21 protein-coding genes are annotated in these 20,936 nt (G+C 44.0%); 8 read left to right on the top strand and 13 right to left on the bottom strand.

Annotation, left to right across the window (positions count from 1 at the left end):
• The coding region (locus AC6CHU_RS10755; RefSeq protein ID WP_498121608.1) for a hypothetical protein at positions 1–229 on the top strand (229 nt) is incomplete at its 5' end.
• Here AC6CHU_RS10755 and AC6CHU_RS10750 read toward each other — a convergent pair.
• From AC6CHU_RS10750 to hprK, 5 genes are all read right to left on the bottom strand, one after another.
• Entirely contained in the window at positions 226–777 is a 552-nt protein-coding gene (locus tag AC6CHU_RS10750; protein WP_498121606.1) for an acyltransferase, read from the bottom strand. The genes AC6CHU_RS10755 and AC6CHU_RS10750 overlap by 4 nt on opposite strands.
• A complete protein-coding gene (gene ppaX / locus AC6CHU_RS10745) occupies positions 774–1,421 on the bottom strand; it encodes a pyrophosphatase PpaX (protein ID WP_159863689.1) in 648 nt (215 codons plus the stop codon). Before ppaX ends, AC6CHU_RS10750 begins: the two co-directional genes overlap by 4 nt.
• Positions 1,411–2,358 (bottom strand): nucleoside recognition domain-containing protein, encoded by a 948-nt coding sequence (locus tag AC6CHU_RS10740; protein ID WP_159863690.1) that lies wholly within the window; start codon positions 2,356–2,358, stop codon positions 1,411–1,413. Before AC6CHU_RS10740 ends, ppaX begins: the two co-directional genes overlap by 11 nt.
• 21 nt (positions 2,359–2,379) lie before the next feature.
• Positions 2,380–3,204 carry a prolipoprotein diacylglyceryl transferase gene (lgt, locus tag AC6CHU_RS10735; RefSeq protein WP_159863691.1) on the bottom strand — a complete coding sequence of 275 codons (825 nt, stop codon included), beginning with the start codon at positions 3,202–3,204 and terminating at the stop codon, positions 2,380–2,382.
• 112 nt (positions 3,205–3,316) lie between these two features.
• Entirely contained in the window at positions 3,317–4,252 is a 936-nt protein-coding gene (gene hprK, locus AC6CHU_RS10730) for an HPr(Ser) kinase/phosphatase (RefSeq protein ID WP_159863692.1), read from the bottom strand.
• A 445-nt stretch (positions 4,253–4,697) separates the two neighbouring features.
• On the opposite strand from hprK, the gene AC6CHU_RS10725 reads away from it, so the two are divergent.
• From AC6CHU_RS10725 to AC6CHU_RS10695, 7 genes are all read left to right on the top strand, one after another.
• Complete coding sequence (locus AC6CHU_RS10725) at positions 4,698–6,077, top strand: PTS transporter subunit EIIC (RefSeq protein ID WP_159863693.1); 1,380 nt, start codon at positions 4,698–4,700, stop codon at positions 6,075–6,077.
• An 85-nt stretch (positions 6,078–6,162) separates the two neighbouring features.
• Positions 6,163–7,233, top strand: coding sequence for a DUF871 domain-containing protein (locus tag AC6CHU_RS10720; protein WP_159863694.1), 1,071 nt, complete (start codon positions 6,163–6,165; stop codon positions 7,231–7,233).
• A complete protein-coding gene (murQ, locus tag AC6CHU_RS10715; RefSeq protein ID WP_159863695.1) occupies positions 7,233–8,132 on the top strand; it encodes an N-acetylmuramic acid 6-phosphate etherase in 900 nt (299 codons plus the stop codon). Before AC6CHU_RS10720 ends, murQ begins: the two co-directional genes overlap by 1 nt.
• A gap of 186 nt (positions 8,133–8,318) precedes the next feature.
• Positions 8,319–9,509, top strand: a complete 1,191-nt coding sequence (nagA, locus tag AC6CHU_RS10710) for an N-acetylglucosamine-6-phosphate deacetylase (protein WP_159863696.1) — start codon at positions 8,319–8,321, stop codon at positions 9,507–9,509.
• Positions 9,506–10,240 carry a glucosamine-6-phosphate deaminase gene (gene nagB / locus AC6CHU_RS10705; RefSeq protein ID WP_498121602.1) on the top strand — a complete coding sequence of 245 codons (735 nt, stop codon included), beginning with the start codon at positions 9,506–9,508 and terminating at the stop codon, positions 10,238–10,240. The genes nagA and nagB overlap by 4 nt, the downstream gene beginning before the upstream one ends.
• Before the next feature lie 32 nt (positions 10,241–10,272).
• Positions 10,273–11,004 (top strand): GntR family transcriptional regulator, encoded by a 732-nt coding sequence (locus AC6CHU_RS10700; RefSeq protein ID WP_251284526.1) that lies wholly within the window; start codon positions 10,273–10,275, stop codon positions 11,002–11,004.
• 108 nt (positions 11,005–11,112) lie between these two features.
• Positions 11,113–11,778 carry an N-acetylmuramoyl-L-alanine amidase gene (locus AC6CHU_RS10695; RefSeq protein WP_159863699.1) on the top strand — a complete coding sequence of 222 codons (666 nt, stop codon included), beginning with the start codon at positions 11,113–11,115 and terminating at the stop codon, positions 11,776–11,778.
• A gap of 42 nt (positions 11,779–11,820) precedes the next feature.
• Here AC6CHU_RS10695 and AC6CHU_RS10690 read toward each other — a convergent pair whose 3' ends face one another.
• The 8 genes from AC6CHU_RS10690 to uvrB form a co-directional block, all read right to left on the bottom strand.
• On the bottom strand, positions 11,821–12,180 hold the full coding sequence (locus tag AC6CHU_RS10690) for a phage holin family protein (protein WP_159863700.1): 360 nt from the start codon (positions 12,178–12,180) through the stop codon (positions 11,821–11,823).
• A gap of 3 nt (positions 12,181–12,183) precedes the next feature.
• Positions 12,184–12,378, bottom strand: a complete 195-nt coding sequence (locus AC6CHU_RS10685; RefSeq protein ID WP_159863701.1) for a PspC domain-containing protein — start codon at positions 12,376–12,378, stop codon at positions 12,184–12,186.
• Positions 12,379–12,427: 49 nt separating this feature from the next.
• Positions 12,428–13,537, bottom strand: coding sequence for a DUF4097 family beta strand repeat-containing protein (locus AC6CHU_RS10680; protein WP_159863702.1), 1,110 nt, complete (start codon positions 13,535–13,537; stop codon positions 12,428–12,430).
• 23 nt (positions 13,538–13,560) lie between these two features.
• Positions 13,561–13,875, bottom strand: coding sequence for a magnetosome magnetite crystal formation protein family (locus AC6CHU_RS10675; protein WP_159863703.1), 315 nt, complete (start codon positions 13,873–13,875; stop codon positions 13,561–13,563).
• Positions 13,876–14,177: 302 nt separating this feature from the next.
• Positions 14,178–14,522 (bottom strand): hypothetical protein, encoded by a 345-nt coding sequence (locus AC6CHU_RS10670; protein WP_159863704.1) that lies wholly within the window; start codon positions 14,520–14,522, stop codon positions 14,178–14,180.
• 346 nt (positions 14,523–14,868) lie between these two features.
• Positions 14,869–15,582, bottom strand: a complete 714-nt coding sequence (locus AC6CHU_RS10665; RefSeq protein WP_498121598.1) for a DUF459 domain-containing protein — start codon at positions 15,580–15,582, stop codon at positions 14,869–14,871.
• Positions 15,583–15,710: 128 nt separating this feature from the next.
• Positions 15,711–18,587, bottom strand: a complete 2,877-nt coding sequence (gene uvrA / locus AC6CHU_RS10660; RefSeq protein WP_159863705.1) for an excinuclease ABC subunit UvrA — start codon at positions 18,585–18,587, stop codon at positions 15,711–15,713.
• A gap of 7 nt (positions 18,588–18,594) precedes the next feature.
• Positions 18,595–20,574 (bottom strand): excinuclease ABC subunit UvrB, encoded by a 1,980-nt coding sequence (gene uvrB / locus AC6CHU_RS10655; RefSeq protein ID WP_159863706.1) that lies wholly within the window; start codon positions 20,572–20,574, stop codon positions 18,595–18,597.
• Between the last annotated feature and the right edge of the window lie 362 nt (positions 20,575–20,936).

Below are 20,936 nucleotides of genomic sequence, written 5' to 3'. Positions count from 1 at the left end.
GGCTCCCTTTTTTAAAAGGAGCTTTAATAGTTTGTTCTTTTTTGGAAAGGTTATTTACTTTAAAGACTTTCATCTGGAATATCTGGCAGCTTGTTTATTTTATCCTGCATCCTACTTCATTTTTCTAACAAGATATGATTTTTATCCAGCGTATTTCGATATATATCTGCAATCTATTAGAATTTATCCAGCAGCACATACAATTATTAAAAAAACTCCGCCAGCCTAAGCAAGCGGAGTCATGTTTTTATCTGCACCATATATCGGATCGTCTGCCCAGCGATCGGCAAGCTCTTCCTTTGTATAAATGACACGCATCGGGTTACCGCCAACGAAGGCACCAGCCGGAACATCTTTATGAACTAGGGTCCCGGCAGAAACAATCGCACCATCGCCAATTGTAACGCCGGGAAGAATGGTTGAATTGGCTCCTATCATGACTTCACTGCCAATCTCAACCCGGCCAAGGCGGTATTCCTTAATCAAATATTCATGAGCAAGGATTGTCGTGTTGTAGCCAATGACCGTGTTCCGGCCGACACATATTTTTTCCGGGAACATAACATCCAGCATAACCATAAGTGCGAATGATGTCTGATCCCCCACCTTCATCCTCAGGAAATTCCGATAGAGCCAATTTTTCATGGCCAGAAAAGGCGTATAGCGCGCAAGCTGGATCACAATAAAGTTTTTGACAACCTTCAGGAACGGAACCGTTTTATACACATGCCAGAGTGAATTGCCTCCCTCTACCGGAAAACGCTCCGTTTTTCTCATTGGTTTTCTGCCTCAAGAATATCGAGCAGGTCAGCCATATTGTCGAGCATATAATCCGGTTCAAAGCGCGCAAGAAAATCACGGCCTTTCGCTGTCCAGGCAACACCTGCCGTTTTCGTGCCGGCATTTTTCCCGCCGTCTATATCGTGTGAATTATCGCCGACCATAATGGCTTCCTCCGGCTTCGCATCCAGCAGGCTCAGCGCCTTCAGGATTGGCTCCGGATCCGGCTTTGGTTTTTCGACATGATCCAGTGTAACAACCACATCGAAAAACTGGTCAAGATTTGTCAGCTTTAAGCCCTTTTCAACTACATTGGAAACTTTCGTCGTCACAATGCCAAGTTTATATCCCGATTCTTTTAAAGTCCGAATCGTTTCAAACACGCCGTCAAATTCCTTCACAAGCACGTCGTGGTTTTTAATATTGTACTCCCGGTAAACTGAGATCATCTCCTCCACTTTATCAGGGTTGATGGACTCAAATGTTTCATGAAGGGTTGGCCCCATGAACGGAAGTACATCCTCCCGCTGATAGCGGTCAGGATAATATTTTCCAAGAGTATGCAAAAATGAAGAAATAATCAATTCGTTTGTGTCAATCAGTGTTCCATCTAAATCAAATAATAATGTGTTAATGCTCATATGTTGCTTCCTTTCTTTTTGCCAGATCGGCACGGTTCCAGATCATTGCCACCACCAATGTCAGGATGATCGCCACAAACAGGCGGATCAGGAGAAGCGGCAGTACCGGAATGCCAAGCGGCACGAAAATCAGTGTATCTTCAACAACTGCGTGGCAGGCAACAAGGAAAATAAAGGCGATCGTGACATCTTTTTTGCTGACGCCATCTTCCTCTACAGCCTGGATCATGACGCCCGCCCCATAGGCAAGGCCAATCAGCAAGCCCGCCGCAAGAGTTGTTGACGTATTTTCTTTCATTCCAAGCGCCCTGGTCACAGGCGCCATCCATCTTGAAAAGACAGCAAGCCATTGCTTATCTTTTAAAATCTGAATAATAATCATCAGCGGAATGACGATGAGGGCCAGCTGGATAATGCCTAGCAAAGCAGTCTGAAGTGCATCCAGCAGGATTGGCAATGCCCCCGTTGCCTGCTCTTCTTTTGCCGGAATAAACCCGTACTTAGCTGTTTCGGTTCCACCCTGCCAAACCAGATTGATGACAATGGCGCTTAGCAGTGCCAATCCGATGCGTACTGCAAGAACGACCCAGAGCTTCACACCGACCTTCAGCGCCACTCCCGTTTCGATCAGCATATTATGTGAAAACGACAGCATGACGGCAATAATAAATACTTCTTTAACTGTCAGATCAAGCGTTAAAATGGCTCCAATCCCCGCATATAGATTTAAGAAGTTCCCCAATACAAGCGGTATGGATGCATCTCCTGACAGCCCAATCAGATTCATAAGGGGCGTGATCAGCTTGATAACCCATGGAAGCACTGGCGTATGCTGCAGCAGTGCAACAATCAGCGTGACCGGGAATATCACTTTCCCGAGTGTCCATGTTGTCTTTAAGCCGGCCATCAGCCCCCGTTTGGATGATTCAACCAGCATGTTTCTACTCTCCTCTAATCTTTATTTCCCCTCGGCTTTATCCAAATAACGAGCTTTGGCAAGACCCTCTGCTCTTCTATAAAAAATCAGAACTAGCGCCACAATTATTAGAACGATAGATATCGTCTGAGCAATTCTTAAACTCTCAGTAAGCATCAGGCTGTCAGTACGCAGGCCTTCAACGAAGAAACGCCCGACCGAATACCAGATAACATAAGAAAGGAAAAGCTCCCCGCGTCTTAAGTTTGCTTTTCTTAATAAGATAAGAATGATAAACCCAATGATATTCCAAATGGATTCATATAAAAACGTCGGATGGTAATAGGCTCCGTTAATATACATCTGATTAATGATAAAATCAGGCAATTGCATATTTTCAAGGAATGCCCGGCTGACTTCCCTGCCATGAGCCTCCTGGTTCACAAAATTCCCCCAGCGCCCGATTGCCTGCCCCAAGATGATGCTTGGTGCAGCTATGTCAGCCAGCTTCCAGAAAGATATCTTCCTCTTCTTTGAAAAAACATATGCGGTGATGACAGAACCTATTAAGGCCCCATGAATGGCAATTCCGCCATTCCATATTTTGATGATTTCACCCGGATTCTGCGAGTAGAAATCCCATTGAAAAATAACATAATAGATCCTTGCGGAAATAATCGCAATAGGAATGGCCCACAGCATTAAATCGGCAAAGATATCTTTAGGGAGTCCCCTTCTTTCCCCCTCTCTCATTGCGATAATGAGAGCAAGGGCAATACCTGCCCCGATAATCAAACCATACCAATGGACCTGAATCGGACCAAGGGATATGGCAATCGGATCTAACGGCTGAATATTGCTTTCCATGATCACTTCTCCTTTCGAAAAGCGCAAAGCGCCCTTTATCTATACTTTTTTATTAAGTTTAACAGTTTTCAATCAAACGTTTGATTGAAAACGAATGACCTGTATTCACAGATTAACGATCATCATGGTCTCCATCCTCAATTACATCTGAGAGGCGGTTCGTGAATTGTTCCGCTGCATTCATTCCCATTCTCTTTAAGCGGAAATTCATTGCAGCTACCTCAATGATGACAGCGAGATTTCGTCCGGGTCTTACCGGAATGGTCAGCTTTGTAACCTCGGTATCGATAATTTTCATTTTTTCTTCATCCAGACCGAGACGATCGTACTGCTTTTTCGGATCCCAAAGCTCAAGATTCATAACCACAGAGATTTTTTTATAGCTTCGGACAGCTCCAGCACCGAACAAGGTCATAACATTTATAATGCCAAGGCCGCGGATCTCAAGCAGATGTTCGATCAATTCCGGTGAATTTCCTACCAGATAGTCTTCATCTTCCTGCCTGATCTCCACACAGTCATCCGCAACAAGGCGATGTCCGCGTTTTACTAATTCGAGTGCTGTCTCGCTTTTACCTACACCGCTTTTACCTGTTATCAGTACTCCTACCCCATAAATATCAACAAGGACGCCATGTACGGCTGTAGTTGGAGCAAGCTTGCTCTCCAGAAAGTTTGTCAGCAAGCTGGAAAAACGGGTCGTTTTTTGCTTGGAGCGAAGCAGCGGAACCGATTCTCTTTCAGCTGCTTCAATCAGCTGCTCAGGTATATCAAGCCCTCTCGTCACGATTATGCCGGGCGTAATATCTGTACAGAGCCGTTCAAGACGAATCTCCCGTTCAGAATTCGTTAATGTTTCAACGAAAGACAGTTCCGTTTTTCCAATCAGCTGAACGCGTTCAGCTGGATAATAATCAAAATACCCTGCCATCTCAAGGCCTGGACGTGAAATGTCACTCGTTGTAATCGGCCTGTTGATGCCTTCCTCACCGGCAATCAATTCGAGCCCAAATTTTTCTATAATATCTTTCGTGCGCACTTTTACCAAATTAGGTTCCTCCCTTAATGCTGCGGTTCAGATGATTTCTTTATATGTAACTATTTAATCCTTTTAATTTCGGAGTGAACTCAAGCTAAACAGCGGCATCCTGTCACAGCGCCTGAGTGACCCGCTCCTGCAGGACGCAGGCTAACGTCAGCAAAAAAACAGGCTGGCGGAAGTTTCACTCTATTTTAGCACTTTTTAACCCAGAACCAAATTTCTGAAATCGTTTTTTTCAAAATTAACACTAGGCATATATGCTTATTCCCGTCTATAAAGGACAATTTTCAAGATTGTTCTGCGTATAAATATGATGACATGCCCGTACGAAAATATATAAATGGTATAGACAACTATACTTAAGCTTGGTAATATGGGTGTGTAAGCGAATTCATTTTATTTTTTAGCTCTTATTACATTTATTTATTTTAAAAAAGAGGGGGAAAAGCTCATGCGTAAAGAAGAACGCTTGGCGAAAGAGATTACGGAGCAGTTGGGCGGCACCGGCAATATCGCGGAACTGGCATCCTGCATGACCCGTCTTCGAGTGAAGCCGGTCGATGAAAGCAAAGTCAACCTGAATGGCATCAAAGATATTGACGGCGTCATGGGTGTTGTGGAAGCAGAAACACTCCAAATCATTCTTGGGCCCGGAATCGTCACCAAGGTTGCTGACGAAGTTTCCAAAATGACAGGCAAAAGGGTTTCTTCCGTTGACGATGAAGAAGAGATTGATACTTCATTAGAAGGACTGGCAGCACGGACGAAAGCCGGAATCAATGAGAAAAACGCTACGCCATTCAAGCTATTTTTACGAAAAATAGCAAGTATTTTCATTCCGCTGATTCCGGCTATCGTTGCTTCCGGTTTGATTGCCGGGATCAATAATGTCATCATCAAATCAGGCGGAGATCCTGAATCTACGCTTGTTCAAATGCTTGATCTGATTGGCTGGGGTTTATTCGGTTACCTTGGCGTATTTGTTGGTATTAACACGGCGAAGGAGTTTGGAGGATCTCCTGCTCTTGGCGGTGCAGCCGGTATTCTATTAATCAACCCTGGCCTTGCCAATATCACTCTTTTTGGTGAAGCATTGGTTCCTGGCCGCGGTGGACTTATTGGAGTTATGCTCGCTGCTGCATTGGTGGCCTTTTTGGAAAAAAGGATCCGCAGAGTCATTCCTTCTTCGATTGATATAATCGTAACACCGACACTGGCGTTATTACTTACAGGTTTTGCAACATTCTTCATCCTGCAGCCTGTTGGCGGATTCCTATCAGATATTATTACTAAAGGCCTGCTTGGCATACTTGATGTCGGCGGCATCCTTGCCGGATTAGTACTTGCCGGAACATTCCTTCCTTTAGTTGTAACTGGTTTGCATCAAGGTTTAACACCAGTTCACATGGAATTGATTAACTCAATCGGCGATGACCCGCTGCTGCCGATTCTTGCAATGGGCGGTGCCGGCCAGGTAGGGGCAGCTTTCGCCATCTACTTCAAAACAAAAAATGCCCGCCTGAAAAAAGTTATCAAAGGCGGACTTCCGGTAGGAATACTCGGTATTGGCGAACCGCTTATTTTCGGTGTAACCCTGCCGCTGGGGCGCCCGTTCCTGACAGCATGTCTTGGAGCTGCTGTCGGCGGTGCTTTCCAGGCGCTCTTTAAAATTGCTACAGTAGCCATCGGGGTTTCCGGCATACCGCTTGCCTTCCTCGTTCATACCAATCAAATTATACTGTATCTGATTGGTCTATTAATTGCCTATGCTTTCGGCTTCCTGTTCACATGGCTGTTCGGATTCAAAGAGGAAATGGCTAAAAACATATAAAATACAAGGAGAAGGAGGAGAATTCCTCCTTCTTTACTTATGAACCTGTATTTTTATAATATTCAGATTAAACGAGGTGATTAGAATGCTTGGAATTTCAGTTTACTTATCAGAAGAACGCCAGCTTCAAAATGCGGAATGGATAGAAAGGGCGGCTTCTCATGGCCTCACATCCATTTTCACATCCCTCCACATTCCAGAAGATGACCACAGCACTTATAAACATTTGCTTCAGAATCTTGGGAACCTGGCAAAACAGCATCATATGGAACTCCTCGCTGATGTTTCCCCTCAATCATTGGGCCATTTAGGATTGGGATGGGATTCAATTGATACACTTCTCGAATGGGGCCTGACCGGAATCCGGGCTGATTACGGCTTCACTTCTGAACAGATTGTTGAACTTTCAAAAAAAATGAAACTCGGAATCAATGCCAGTACAATCTCTGCTGAAGAATTGCATGAGTGGATGGAACTGGGATTAAAAACCAATAATATAGAAGCCTGGCATAACTTTTACCCGCGGCCTGAAACGGGATTGGATAAAGACTTTCTAATAGAGCGAAATAAGTTCCTAAAAAGCATCGGAATAACTACCATGGCATTTGTGCCTGGAGACGGGGAACTTCGCGGACCCATTTTTGCCGGTCTGCCTACTCTTGAAAAACACCGGGGCTTCTCACCTGCTGCGGCGGCGGCTGAACTGATGAACAGCTGCTATACAGATAAGGTATTGATTGGTGACCATTCTGTAAAAGACGGAACACTTTCTCAGCTGGCGAAAATAGCCCAAGGTGCTGTGCCTCTCCGAATCGAGCTGACCGGAGGACAAATCAATGAAACTCTTTTTAGTAACCTTCATACTAATCGGATGGATCCTGCCCGGGATGTTGTAAGGTCAGTTGAATCCAGGTCCTATGCCGGGCAAGGAACAGCTAAATGGGAACCAATAAATCAGCTGGAACGTAAAAAAGGCAGTGTCACAATTGATAATATTTTATACGGCCGCTATGCAGGAGAGCTGCAGATTACTTTAGCAGATCTCCCCCGGGATGAACGCGTGAATGTAATCGCCAGAGTAATAGAAGAAGATATGCCCCTGCTTGATCACATTAAGGCAGGAACTAAATTTCAATTAATAGTGAGGGATAAATAATGAATATTACAAAGCTTAATACTGAGCAGCGGAACCCAAAAACAATGGAAATTGATTTAATGTCAACAGAAGAAATTATTACAATCATTAATCAGGAGGATACAATAGTTCCTAATGCCATCGCGAGAGAAATCCCCCACATTGTAAAAGTGGTGGATGAAATTACGGAGAGCTTTAAAAAAGGAGGCCGCCTAATTTACGTGGGAGCCGGCACCTCAGGACGCCTTGGCATTATCGATGCTTCAGAATGCCCGCCAACATACGGAACAGATCCTGAGATGGTTGTCGGGATTATTGCCGGGGGCAAGGAAGCCATGACTGAGGCGGTTGAAGGCGCTGAGGATAACAGTGAGCAGGGGCGCCAGGATGTTGCAGATATTCAAATATCGGACAAGGATGTGCTTGTAGGCATTGCGGCGAGCGGCCGTACGCCGTACACGATCGGAGCTCTTCAATACGGGAATGAAGTCGGTGCAGTTACGGTTGCTGTCGCCTGCACCAAAGACCCTGAAATGGGAAAAGTCGCTAAATATACGATAGCACCCATCACTGGTCCTGAAGTGGTTACCGGCTCCACAAGAATGAAAGCAGGCACTGCACAAAAGCTCGTCCTGAATATGTTAACAACAGCATCCATGATTAAGCTCGGAAAAGTGTACGGCAATTTAATGGTTGATGTGCAAATGACAAACGAGAAGCTGTTTAAACGCGCAGAAAGCATCGTCAAAATGGCTACAGGTGCATCTGATGAAGAAGCCCGGACCGCACTTAAAGAACAAAACTATCATACAAAAGCTGCCATTCTTCAGATTTTAACAGGATTAAAAGGTGAAGCAGCAGCCGAGCTTCTGAAAAAGCATAATGGCTATCTGCGGGAAGCTGCTGCGGATACAAAATAATCATTTTTGGTATGTATTTCTTCTAAAACTCAAATAAATAGGATAGAACGCGTTCAATCGCCTTCTATCCTTTTTTAGTTGTATAGACCAAATAGCATCAGAGAGTTAAATCCACTCAACTGGTATAGACATCTAAACTCAAACCTTTTATAATAAAGGTATCATTCAAACGGAGATGATTTGAAAATGAGCCGTCTTTTACTGAAAAACGCCAGAATCCTTCTGGAAAACAGCACGATTGATAAAGGGTTTATTTTAATAGAAAATGAGCAGATCCTGCAGACTGGACCTTTAGAGGAGCTTCCTTTCATTGGCCAGGATACAGAAACGATAGAACTTTCACCTGAGCATACAATCTGCCCGGGATTTATTGATGTCCATATACATGGTGCTGGCGGTGCCGATACAATGGATGCAACATTTGAAGCACTGAACACGATGGCCGGCGTTTTGCCTGAAGAAGGAACTACAAGCTTCCTAGCAACAACCATCACACAGGAAAAAGAAAAAATAGAAGCTGCACTGATCAATGCGGCTCGCTTCCAAAAAGAACAAAGTACTCCCGGCAAGGCTGAAGTTATCGGAATCCACCTGGAGGGCCCCTTTATTAACGAAGCAAGAGGCGGAGCCCAGCCGAAGGATCATATCCTCGAGCCTGATATTGAACTCTTTAAGCGCTGGCAGGAAGCAGCGGACGGAACCATCAAGCTGATCACACTTGCACCTGAAAAAGCAAATGGCTATGAATTTATACGCTATTTAAGTGAAAATGGGGTTGTTCCTTCAATTGGCCATAGTGATGCCGTTTTTACCGAAATGGAGAAAGCGGTTCAGTCGGGAGCTAAACAGGTGACCCATCTTTTTAACGGAATGAGAGGCATGCATCACCGTGAACCTGGTGTTGCCGGTGCTTCGCTTTTATTTAAAGAATTGATTGTTGAAATGATTGCTGACGGAATTCATGTCCGTCCGGAGATGATCAAGCTTGCACTGAACGCAAAAGGCGCAGATGGAATGATTCTGATAACAGATTCCATGAGAGCCAAATGCCTGAAAAATGGCCATTATGACCTTGGCGGACAGGATGTAAAGGTTGAAAATGGCCAGGCCCTGCTTGCTGATGGCACATTAGCTGGAAGTATTTTGAAAATGAAAGACTCCATTAAAAATATGATGGACTTTACAGATATCCAGCTGTCTGAAGCTGTCCGGCTTGCGAGCATCAATCCAGCCAAACAGCTCAATATTTTCGACCGGAAAGGGAGCATTTCAGAAGGCAAGGATGCAGACCTGGTTGTACTCGATCAAAACCTTGAGGTTGCCATGACCTTCTGCAGAGGCGTCAAAGCCTTTGAACGTGAGGTGAATGGGAATTGAACATCATTCGAGCTGCCGATTATCACGATATGAGCCGCAAAGCTGCCAGGCTGATGATTGATAAAGTTCGCCGGCAGCCTGATATGACATTAGGGCTAGCAACCGGCAGTACACCAAAAGGCGTCTATGCCGAGCTGATTAAGGATCACCAGGAAAATGGCACTTCTTATGAAAAAGTCACGACCATTAATTTGGACGAATATATCAGCCTGCCCCCTTCTGATCCAAATAGCTACAGGCATTTCATGAATAGCGAACTATTTAGCCATCTGGATATAAAGATGGAAAACACACATCTTCCCAATGGAGCCGCAAAGGATATCTCCAGGGAATGTAAACGGTATGAGCAGCTGATCAAGGACCTGGTGGATATTGATCTGCAGCTGCTGGGAATCGGACAAAACGGGCATATCGGATTCAATGAACCGGGAACCGCCTTTAACAGCCGTACTCATGTCGTGGACCTTGCGGAAAGTACGCGTAAGGCTAACGCAAGATTTTTCAATTCTATAGAAGAGGTTCCGGCTAAAGCCATTACAATGGGAATCGCTTCGATTCTTGATAGCCGGAAAATCATCCTGCTCGCTTCAGGTTCAGCCAAGGCAGAAGCTATCAGACAATTGGTGTATGGAGAGCCTGATGAACAGTTCCCTGCATCCGCTTTGAAGCTTCATACAAATGTGACCATCTTCGCCGATGAAGAAGCACTCAGACTCGTCAGTCAGGATTGATGATCTGTACTAATAGTGATAGGAGAATTTCCATGATCGATAAGCAATCACCCATCCCGATATATCACCAATTAGAAGAGTATATTAAACAATTAATAGAAAACGGCAGCTTAAAGCCTGACGAAGCCATTCCTTCTGAACGCGAGTATTCGGAGCAATATCAGATTAGCCGGATGACAGTCAGACAGGCTTTAAATAATCTTGTTAATGATGGCTATCTTTACAGGCAAAAAGGCCGCGGAACTTTTGTCAACAAGCAGAAGGTGGAGCAAAAGCTTCAGGGACTCACCAGCTTTACTGAAGATATGAAAGAGCGCGGCATGGTCCCGAGCAGCCGCCTTATCTCATTTGAAATCATCCCGGCCGAGCCTCAGCTGGCTAGAAAGCTTGATATAAAAGAAAACACACCCGTATATGAAATTAAACGGGTGCGGATGGCAGATAATCTGCCAATGGCGCTTGAAACCACCTACTTGCCTGCTAATCTCGTTAAAGGGCTTACGGAAGAAATTATCAATAAGTCACTTTATCAGTATATTGAAGAAAAACTGTCTCTAACCATAAGAGAAGCGACCCAGCAGATTGAAGCCTCAATCGCTAAGGAAACGGAGGTAAACCACCTGCAGGTAGATCCTGGATCTCCTGTACTCCTAATTGCCCGAACTTCCTTTTTAGAGGATGGCACACCTTTTGAGCTTGTAAAATCAGCATACCGCGCAGACCGCTACAAATTCGTTCATTCGATGCAGCGTGCTGCAAAATAGGAGAAAGCCCCTTAGGGTTTTCTCCTATTTTCATTTTACCATGTCCATTTGGAAGGTTTGTCCATATTATAAATATGAAAGTATTTTTTATATGAAAGGAGCGATTAGATGAAGATCATATTGGATGCCGGACATGGTTATAGCACCCCAGGCAAACGGAGCCCCGACGGAATGAGAGAATATGAATTCAACCGTGCGGTGGCAGAACTGGCAAAGGAGATGCTGGTAAAGCATCAAAACACAGAGGTTGTCTTTGCCCATTCCGATGAACGGGACGTACCGCTTGCCGAGAGGACTGCACTGGCAAATAAACAAAACGCCGACTGCTATGTGTCCATCCATGCCAATGCTAACGGAACTGGCGGATGGAACAGTGCAGGGGGAATCGAAACATACGTCTACCCTTCAAAGCCCCGTGAAGCACTCTCATTAGCCCAAAAGATACAGCGAAACTTAATCAGTTCTACAGGCTTGCGGGACCGGGGAGTCAAAACAGCTGATTTCCAGGTTCTTCGCGAGACAAAAATGACAGCTGTACTGGTTGAATGCGGATTTATGACCAATAAAGAAGAAGCTTCCCTTCTCCGGACTCCCCTCTTCCGGAAACGCTGTGCACAAGCCATTGTAAAAGCAATCGCCGAACAATACGGATTAAAAAAGAATCATAGAATCAAACAATATAAAGTTCAAGTTGCCTTTTCCGAAAAGCAGCTTGCCGAGAAGCTTGCCGGGAATCTGAAGAAGGACGGCTTTAATGCCACTATTATTGAATAAAGAAAAAAGCCAGCATAACGAATGCTGGCTTTTTAGCGCATTTTACTTTTCCCTCGCCGGTTCCAGGATTGCTTTTTGAATGACCAGATTAACAATGGACATAATCACTGACACAAGAATTGCTGTGCCAAACCCGGCTATTTCAAATGAATCACCCATAAAACCATCCGTGATCATAAGCGTGACAGCATTAATCACAAACAGAAACAAACCTAGAGTTAAAACAGTGACAGGAAGAGTTAAAATAATCAGGATTGGCTTCACCAGAATGTTGAGGATGGAAAGCATGAAGCTGGCACCAACAGCAGCTCCAAATCCCGACAAGTAAAACGAATCCTTAAAGAAACCTGCGATCGCAACAAATAGGACCGCATTAATCAAAATTCCCAGAATCCATCTCATTTCCTACAGCACCTCTTCATTCGGGAGAACGAACACAAGCAGCGCATAGATGAGTGTCATCGGAAAGACGCCTGTTGTAAATAATAAAACAATGAAAAGTACTCTGAGTATGGTAGCGTCTATACCAATCGCTTTTGATAAGCCGCCCAATACCCCCGCTAATTTTCGGTTACTGCGGGAGCGAATTAATTTGTTCATTAAGAATCCCTCCTAACTATAAAAGCGGAAGGCGCCAGGCCCACCCGTTTTACAGGGCTGCTGACCGCTTGATCGTGATGGCACCTGTCTTTGAGTCAGCCCGCAGCTTAAGTCCGCTTCCGCTTTCTTTCACAGACTTAAAACGCAGCAGTTTCTGGATCACTTCGCTCTTTTCTTCTATTACTTCAATCCCCTCAATGTCTGGATGGAAACTGCCCAGATTGGTGCGAAGCTCCCCGCTGACAGCAGCGAAATCTGGAACAAACAGATCAATGCTGCCTGTAGCTGCCTTCGCTTCAATCCATTCACAGCGTTCATTTTCAGCCCTGCATGTCACATTTCCATTAAAAGACTGGAGTTCAGCTTTTTTGAAGTCTCCCTGAGCCAGTATAGCTCCATTTAACGTTTCAGCTTCCACATAATCAATCCGGCAATTTTGAATGGTAATTTGTCCGTTGGCAGTTTCAGCCTCGACATTTTTGCTGTTCAAATCACTAATCGTTATCTTTCCATTAGCTGTTTTAGCCTTAAAGTTTTCCACTGATAAGCTTTGACTTTCAATTGGGCCATTAAACATGCGGATTTTCACATTTTCATATTCAGACTTTGGAATATAAATGACCGCTTCAAGCTTCATCCATTTTTGCTGAGTTGAAAACCTCAGCCTTTGGCCTTCAATGGCAAAAATAACATCCTTCAGAAAGTTTCTGCGTGCTTCATCCTGATCATCCACACGATAGACCTTGGCTTTGCATTCAACACGCACATCATTTTGCTCCCATGGAATGACCTTAACGGTTCCATTCGCAACATCAATATCCAGATCTTTTAAGTATGCGTCTGCATGCTGGAATATATGAGAAATTTCAACGCTTTTCCCAAAGTTAAAATCTAGATCCAGATCCTTCACTTTCTTAAAAGCAGACTCAACAAAGTCAATTATTTTTTCCTTGGCACTATGATGTTTTGAACTGTATGCTTCCCCTTTTTTAGCTTCCTCAAACTTTACTTCTGCAGATAGCTCTTTAATTAAATCCTCCTGCTTCTGCTCCACCGTCTGATTTGTTTGTTCAAGCTGTTCCAGCAGAGTTAAAGCTTCATCAACCGTAAGCTTTCCATCCTCAACCATTTTCAAAATACGTTTGCGTTCCTCTTTCATTTTCTCGCCCTCCTCTATTAGTTCTATTCCTGTATCAGGACTTTTACCCCTTTAATGATATTCCATATAAATACAATTAACAGCAGAATGATTGTGATGCCGGCAGCTGCAAGAAAAAGAAACGGAATTCCCTGATCGTTTACTGCAAACTGGGTTACCCCTGCAACTACAATAAACGGAACAGGAACCAGCGGGATCAAATGTGATAAGAAGGCCCTTTTGGCATGCCGCTTCACTTCCATATCTTCTGATGCAAAAAATACAATGAGCGGGAATATAAATCCTGCAAACATAATGCTAAAATAGCTTAAGGCAGACAGAACCTTTCTAGTTTCCAATGTACTCAGCTCCTTTATCGCAGTCCTCCGGGCAGTACCCCCAGCCCGTAAAGGCCCGATTGGTTTAACTCAATAAGCGGGGAATAAGGAACCCTCAGATTGAAGCTTCACCTTATCTGTTATACGAAATTGGAGCGTTAAAAGTTTCAGCCTCTTCTTCATTATAAAAAATCAAAGGAGCATTTACCTCAATAATATTATAAATACATCTGCAGACTGAGGGGTTTCATAGCCTCAAGTCTCATAGCATCTTTTATTATAAAAAACCGCCTTTCCTGAAAAGACGGTTTTATCGATAAGTCCTATTTATAGGCAGCAGCCAGGTCAGTGCGAGGCGCTTCCTTCTTTTTCACTTCGTCAATTTTATTGACAAACATCAGGAATACTTTTCGTTTTTCATCCAAATCACGTATGTACTCTTTCAATTCGTTATATTTCTCTTCAAAAGGCCTATGATACATTTCCCGTATATTATCAATAATTTCTTCGTTCACAGTAGACTGGATAACCTGCTTGGTAATTCCATATTTATAGGAATATACTTTCAGCTCTTTTTTAACATCTTCGTATTCATTATTAATTTGGTCCAATACTTCAGAAATATCCTCTTTCCATTCTTCCAGTGACTTCGCTAAATAATCCTCCATAATGACCTCCCCTTCTGTTTCCAGACAATAGTTTCCCTTATATAGGAGTATAACGCTGCTTGGTTACACTGATTTTGCTGTAACATTACATTGTGTTATCAATTAAAGAAGGAAATATTGTCTGTTGAAGCAGGAGTGTAGATTTCCGCAGCAGGCACTCGCTTGTCCCGCTGCTCCCGCAGGACTTTGAATAAGCATCCACGAATAATCATCGCACGATTCGAGGATCTCTCATCTTCCGGTCCAAACCACACATAAAAATATCATATTAGGGTTATCACAGCAAAATAAGAAAACAAAGACTTGGCAGAAGCACTTTTTATAAGAATGTAAAAAGCCAAGAAACCTAAAATGAGTAATTATCTATAATTTTATAAGCAATCAGCTCATATCCCTTTCCATTCGGATGAAGAGAATCAGCGAAATATTGTTTTTTGTTCTTTCCCTTGAACAGTTCATTGGTTGAAATGTAGGTGATGTGTTTCTCTTCTGCTGCTTTCTTTCTGATCGATTTGTTCCAATGGTCAATATATTCTTCAATCCTGTCACCGTCAGGATAAGGGTTGTATAATCCTATCAGAATAACTGGTGCATCACTGTTGGCGGTTTCCAGCGCTTCCAGAATTCCATTCAGTTTAACTTCAAATACGTCCTTAGCTTCAACAAGTTTTTCGTGATGGAGCGGATACAGATCCCCGCCATTGCTTTTCAGTAAATCGTTTGTGCCAATATATACAATAAACAAATCTGCCTTTTTCATATCCTCTGCCACTTTCGGTTTGAGCATTTGCTGGAGAACATCAGAAGATTTAAAGCCATACACTCCATGATTTGTTATGCGGTAATTCTTGTCCTGATATGTCTTATCCAATTTGCTCTGCAGCCTGCCAATGTACCCTTCCTCAGTTTCATCTCCATAACCGTAGGTAAGGGAATCGCCAAAAGCTACAATTTCCTGGCTGCTATCTGCCTTTTTTTCTTCTCCAAGAAACATAATGGAAAGATAGATGCCGAGACCAAGCAGGATGACACCTGCTAAAAGATAGAATTTATTTTTCATTGTGTATGTTCCTTTCCTGTTGGTATGCGTGATGATTGCTGCAGACGCATGTTCTTTACCCCGCATCCTGGCTATCTAATCTTTCCAAAATAAAGAAGCAGCACCAAAACGGTACTGCTTCTAGTTAATTAAGAGTTTGTCACGCCTTCTTTTTCTTCAATTTGCTGTTTCATTCTCAGGCGGTCTCTTTCCAAAATCGGTTTAAGATATTTGCCTGTATAGGATTCTTGTACTTCGGCAATTTTTTCCGGCGTACCTGCAGCTAAAATGGTACCGCCCTTATCCCCGCCTTCAGGACCAAGGTCAACGATATAGTCAGCAGCCTTGATGACATCCAGATTATGCTCGATAACCAGTACGGTGTCTCCATTTTCAACCAGACGCTGAAGGACCACCAGCAGCCGGGAGATATCATCCACATGAAGGCCAGTTGTCGGTTCATCAAGGATATATAGGGAACGGCCCGTTGAACGGCGGTGCAATTCGGAAGCAAGCTTCACACGCTGCGCTTCCCCGCCAGACAATGTTGTCGCAGGCTGCCCCAATGTGATGTAGCCCAGGCCGACATCATAAATCGTCTGCAGCTTGCGGCGGATCTTAGGAATATTTTCGAAAAACTCCAATGCATCTTCCACTGTCATATCGAGAATCTCCGAAATATTCTTCCCTTTATATTTAACTTCAAGTGTTTCCCTGTTATAGCGCTTGCCATGACAGACTTCACATGGCACATACACATCAGGAAGGAAGTGCATTTCAATCTTAATGATCCCGTCTCCGCGGCAGGCTTCACATCGTCCGCCTTTAACATTGAAGCTGAAGCGACCCTTTTTATAGCCGCGCACCTTTGCTTCATTGGTTGAAGCAAACACATCGCGAATATCATCAAACACTCCGGTATAGGTTGCCGGGTTGGAACGAGGCGTCCGCCCGATTGGAGACTGGTCGATATCAATGACTTTATCAAGATGATCCACACCTTTAATTTCCTTATGCTCACCCGGCTTTGTTTTGGCTCTATGAAGCTTTTGGGCAAGCCCTTTATGAAGTATTTCATTGATGAGCGTACTTTTCCCGGAACCGGATACGCCTGTCACGGAAATAAAAGTGCCGAGCGGGAACTTAACGTTCACATTTTTAAGATTGTTTTCTTTAGCCCCTTTAATTTCGATGAATCGTCCATCGTTCTTGCGGCGCTCAATTGGAAGCGGAATAAATTTTTTGCCTGAAAGATATTGCCCTGTCAAGGAGTTTGGATCGTCCATTACCTCCTGAGGCGTACCGGCTGAGACGATTTGCCCGCCATGAACTCCTGCTCCTGGCCCTACATCAATTAAATAATCTGCAGCTACCATTGTATCTTCATCATGTTCTACGACGATCAGGGTGTTGCCGATATCACGCATATTTTTCAGCGTATCAATTAAACGGTCATTATCGCGCTGATGGAGGCCAATGGAAGGCTCGTCTAGAATGTAGAGCACACCTGTCAGGCGCGAACCGATTTGTGTGGCCAGTCGAATACGCTGGGCTTCACCGCCGGATAACGTTCCCGCTGCCCTGCTTAATGTCAGGTAATCAAGCCCCACATTGATGAGAAAGCCCAGCCTTTCCTTAATCTCACGGAAAATAAGTTTGGCAATCTTCATTTCCTTTTCAGACAGTGTCAGATTTTCAAAGAAGCTGAATGCTTCCTCAATCGAATATTCAGTTACATGGCCTATGTGCTTTCCAGATATAAGCACAGCAAGTGTTTCCGGCTTCAGACGGTAGCCCTTGCAGGAAGGACATGCATGCTGAGCCATGTATTTCTCCATTTGCTCCCGTATATAATCAGAGCTTGTTTCTTTGTAGCGGCGCTCTACATTGCGAATGACACCTTCAAAACGAATATAATTCTCCCTAACCTGGCCAAAGTCGTTTTCATATCGGAAATAAATGCTGTCCTTTGATGATCCGTATAAAACTTTTTCAAGCAAGTGGTCAGGGATATCCTTAACCGGCGCATCCATATCAATCCCATAATGATTGCAGACTGCCTCAAGCAGCTGAGGATAATATTGAGAGCTTGTCGGTTCCCATGGCGCAATGGCATTTTGCTTTAATGAAAGATCTTTATTAGGTATGACTAGATCAACATCTACTTCCAGCTTTGAGCCCAAACCGTCACATTCTCCACAGGCACCAAATGGACTATTAAAGGAGAACATTCTTGGCTCAAGCTCACCGATTGAGAATCCGCATTGAGGGCAGGCATGGTTCTCGCTGAACAGCAGTTCTTCTTCCCCGATAACATCCACAAGCACCTTTCCGTTGCCAAGATTCAAAGCAGTTTCCAATGAATCTGCAAGCCTTGGTGCTACGCCTTCTTTTACGACAATCCGGTCAATCACCACTTCTATAGAATGCTTTTTATTTTTTTCCAGCTCAATCTCTTCACCGAGATCCATCATTTCTCCATCGACACGGACACGGACAAACCCCTGCTTTTTGACATCCTCGAACACTTTTACATGCGTCCCTTTTCGGCCGGATACAAGCGGCGCCAGGACCTGAAGCTTTGTCCTTTCAGGGTACTCCATAATCCGGTCAACCATTTGTTCAATCGTCTGTGAGGAGATTTCGATATTGTGAATCGGGCAGGTGGGGCGCCCAACCCTGGCAAATAATAATCTCAGGTAATCATAAATTTCTGTCACTGTTCCCACTGTGGAACGAGGATTTCGACTTGTCGTTTTTTGATCAATTGAAATAGCAGGTGACAGACCTTCAATTGCATCCACGTCAGGCTTATCCATCTGGCCGAGGAATTGCCGTGCGTAAGCAGACAACGATTCCACATAGCGGCGCTGCCCTTCTGCATAAATGGTATCAAAGGCCAGAGAGGACTTTCCTGAACCAGAAAGTCCTGTCAGGACGACAAGCTTATCTCTCGGAATGGTGACATCAATATTTTTTAGATTATGGGCTCTGGCACCCTTTACAATCAGTTTATCCATCGCCATTTTTACGTCATCCTTCCGCTTTTAGCTCTAATATTAAATCACGAAGCTCTGCAGCCCTTTCGAAATTGAGGGATTTGGCCGCTTCCTTCATTTCTTTTTCCATATCGCCGATCAGCTTCTCGCGCTCTTTCTTGTTCAGCTTGCCGAGCTTTGCTGACGGCTGGTATTCTTCCTGCTCTTCTGCCGCGTGGGTTGCACGGATTGAATCGCGTATATCCTTCTGTATAGTCATTGGCGTGATGCCATGCTTTTCATTGTAATCTTCCTGAATAGAGCGGCGGCGCTTCGTCTCACTGATGGCTTTTTCCATGCTGTCCGTTATCCGGTCTGCATACATGATGACATGGCCGTTTGCATTACGTGCTGCACGCCCTATCGTCTGGATGAGTGAACGTTCCGAACGGAGGAAGCCTTCTTTATCAGCATCGAGTATGGTAACGAGAGAAACTTCAGGTATATCAAGTCCCTCCCTCAGAAGATTAATGCCGACTAACACATCGTACTTGCCTAGACGCAGTTCGCGGATAATTTCAATCCGCTCGAGAGTCTTCACTTCTGAGTGCAGATACTGCACTTTAATGCCGATTTCTTTTAAGTAGTCTGTCAAGTCCTCAGACATTTTCTTTGTTAATGTCGTGACAAGTACACGTTCATTTTTCTGAATGCGATCCTGAATTTCACCAATAAGGTCATCAATTTGACCTTCGATTGGCCGGACATCAATTGTAGGATCAAGCAAACCGGTAGGGCGGATAATCTGCTCAACCATTTCTGGAGTATGCTCAAGCTCATAAGGACCAGGAGTTGCCGAAACAAAGACAGCCTGCTTCACATGCTTTTCAAATTCGGTAAACGTAAGTGGCCTGTTATCCATAGCTGATGGCAAACGGAAACCATGGTCCACAAGCACGGATTTTCTTGCCTGGTCACCATTGAACATCCCGCGGATTTGCGGCAGAGTTACGTGCGACTCATCTATGACAATTAAAAAGTCTTCCGGAAAATAATCCAGAAGGGTATAAGGTGTTGACCCAGGCGGTCTTAATGTAAGGTGGCGGGAATAGTTTTCAATGCCGGAACAAAAGCCCATCTCCCTCATCATCTCAAGGTCATAGCGGGTCCGCTGCTCGAGGCGCTGGGCTTCAAGCAGCTTATCGTTTTCCCTTAATTCAGCAAGGCGCACTTCCAGCTCTTTTTCAATGTTTTGGATGGCGATCCGCATTTTTTCTTCACGCGTAACGAAGTGGGATGCCGGGAAAATCGCAACATGCTCACGTTCACCCATAATCTCTCCGGTAAGGGCATCCACTTCACGGATCCGGTCTATCTCATCTCCGAAAAATTCCACACGGATACAGTGTTCATCCCTTGATGCCGGGAAAATCTCGACAACATCTCCGCGTACACGGAAGGTGCCGCGCTGGAAATCGATATCATTGCGCTCGTATTGGATGTCAACGAGCCTGTGAAGAAGCTGATTCCTCTCAATCTCCATGCCGGTTCTTAGGGACAGCACCATTTCACGGTATTCTTCAGGAGAACCCAAACCATAAATGCAGGAGACACTGGCAATAATGATGACATCTTTTCGCTCAAATAATGAAGAAGTAGCCGAGTGGCGGAGCTTATCAATTTCATCATTGATGCTTGCATCCTTTTCAATAAAGGTATCTGTAGAAGGCACATAAGCCTCAGGCTGATAGTAGTCATAATAGCTGACAAAATACTCAACCGCATTGTTCGGAAAAAAGTCCTTGAACTCACTGTATAGCTGCCCTGCGAGTGTTTTATTATGGGCAATAACAAGCGTAGGCTTATTTACTTCTTTTATAACATTCGAAATTGTGAAGGTCTTACCCGTTCCTGTTGCACCCAGAAGTGTCTGGTGCTTCTTGCCGGAATTGATTCCCTCCACAATTTTTTTGATGGCCCCAGGCTGGTCGCCCTGAGGGGAATATTTTGAAACTAATTCAAATTGATCCTTCACCTAAAAGCCTCCCGTTCAAATTACTTTTATCTATATAGTAAACACAAACCAGCATTGAAATAATTTAAGATCCGGGATGCACGCTGATTTGTCAGTTTTTTACTCAAAACTCCTATCATCATTCTACCACAAAGAGCCTAAAACAAACCAATAATATGCGAACGGATATTCGTTTTTTTATTTTACTGAGTAATTATTGCTTGGGAAATATGCCGAATTATCGAGGGGATTGTCGAAGAATGGTTAATCAAACGTTTGATTGACTGCCTTGAGTTTAATCAAACGTTTGATTGAACTCAATTAAAAGCTGATAGGACGTATGCCTAAAAAATAGCTAATAAATCATTAAATAAAAACCTGTC

It is taken from the genome of Cytobacillus sp. GQ23, assembly GCF_059758675.1.
Note: the sequence above shows the minus strand (reverse complement) of the source record. Positions and strands in the feature narration are given on the sequence as shown.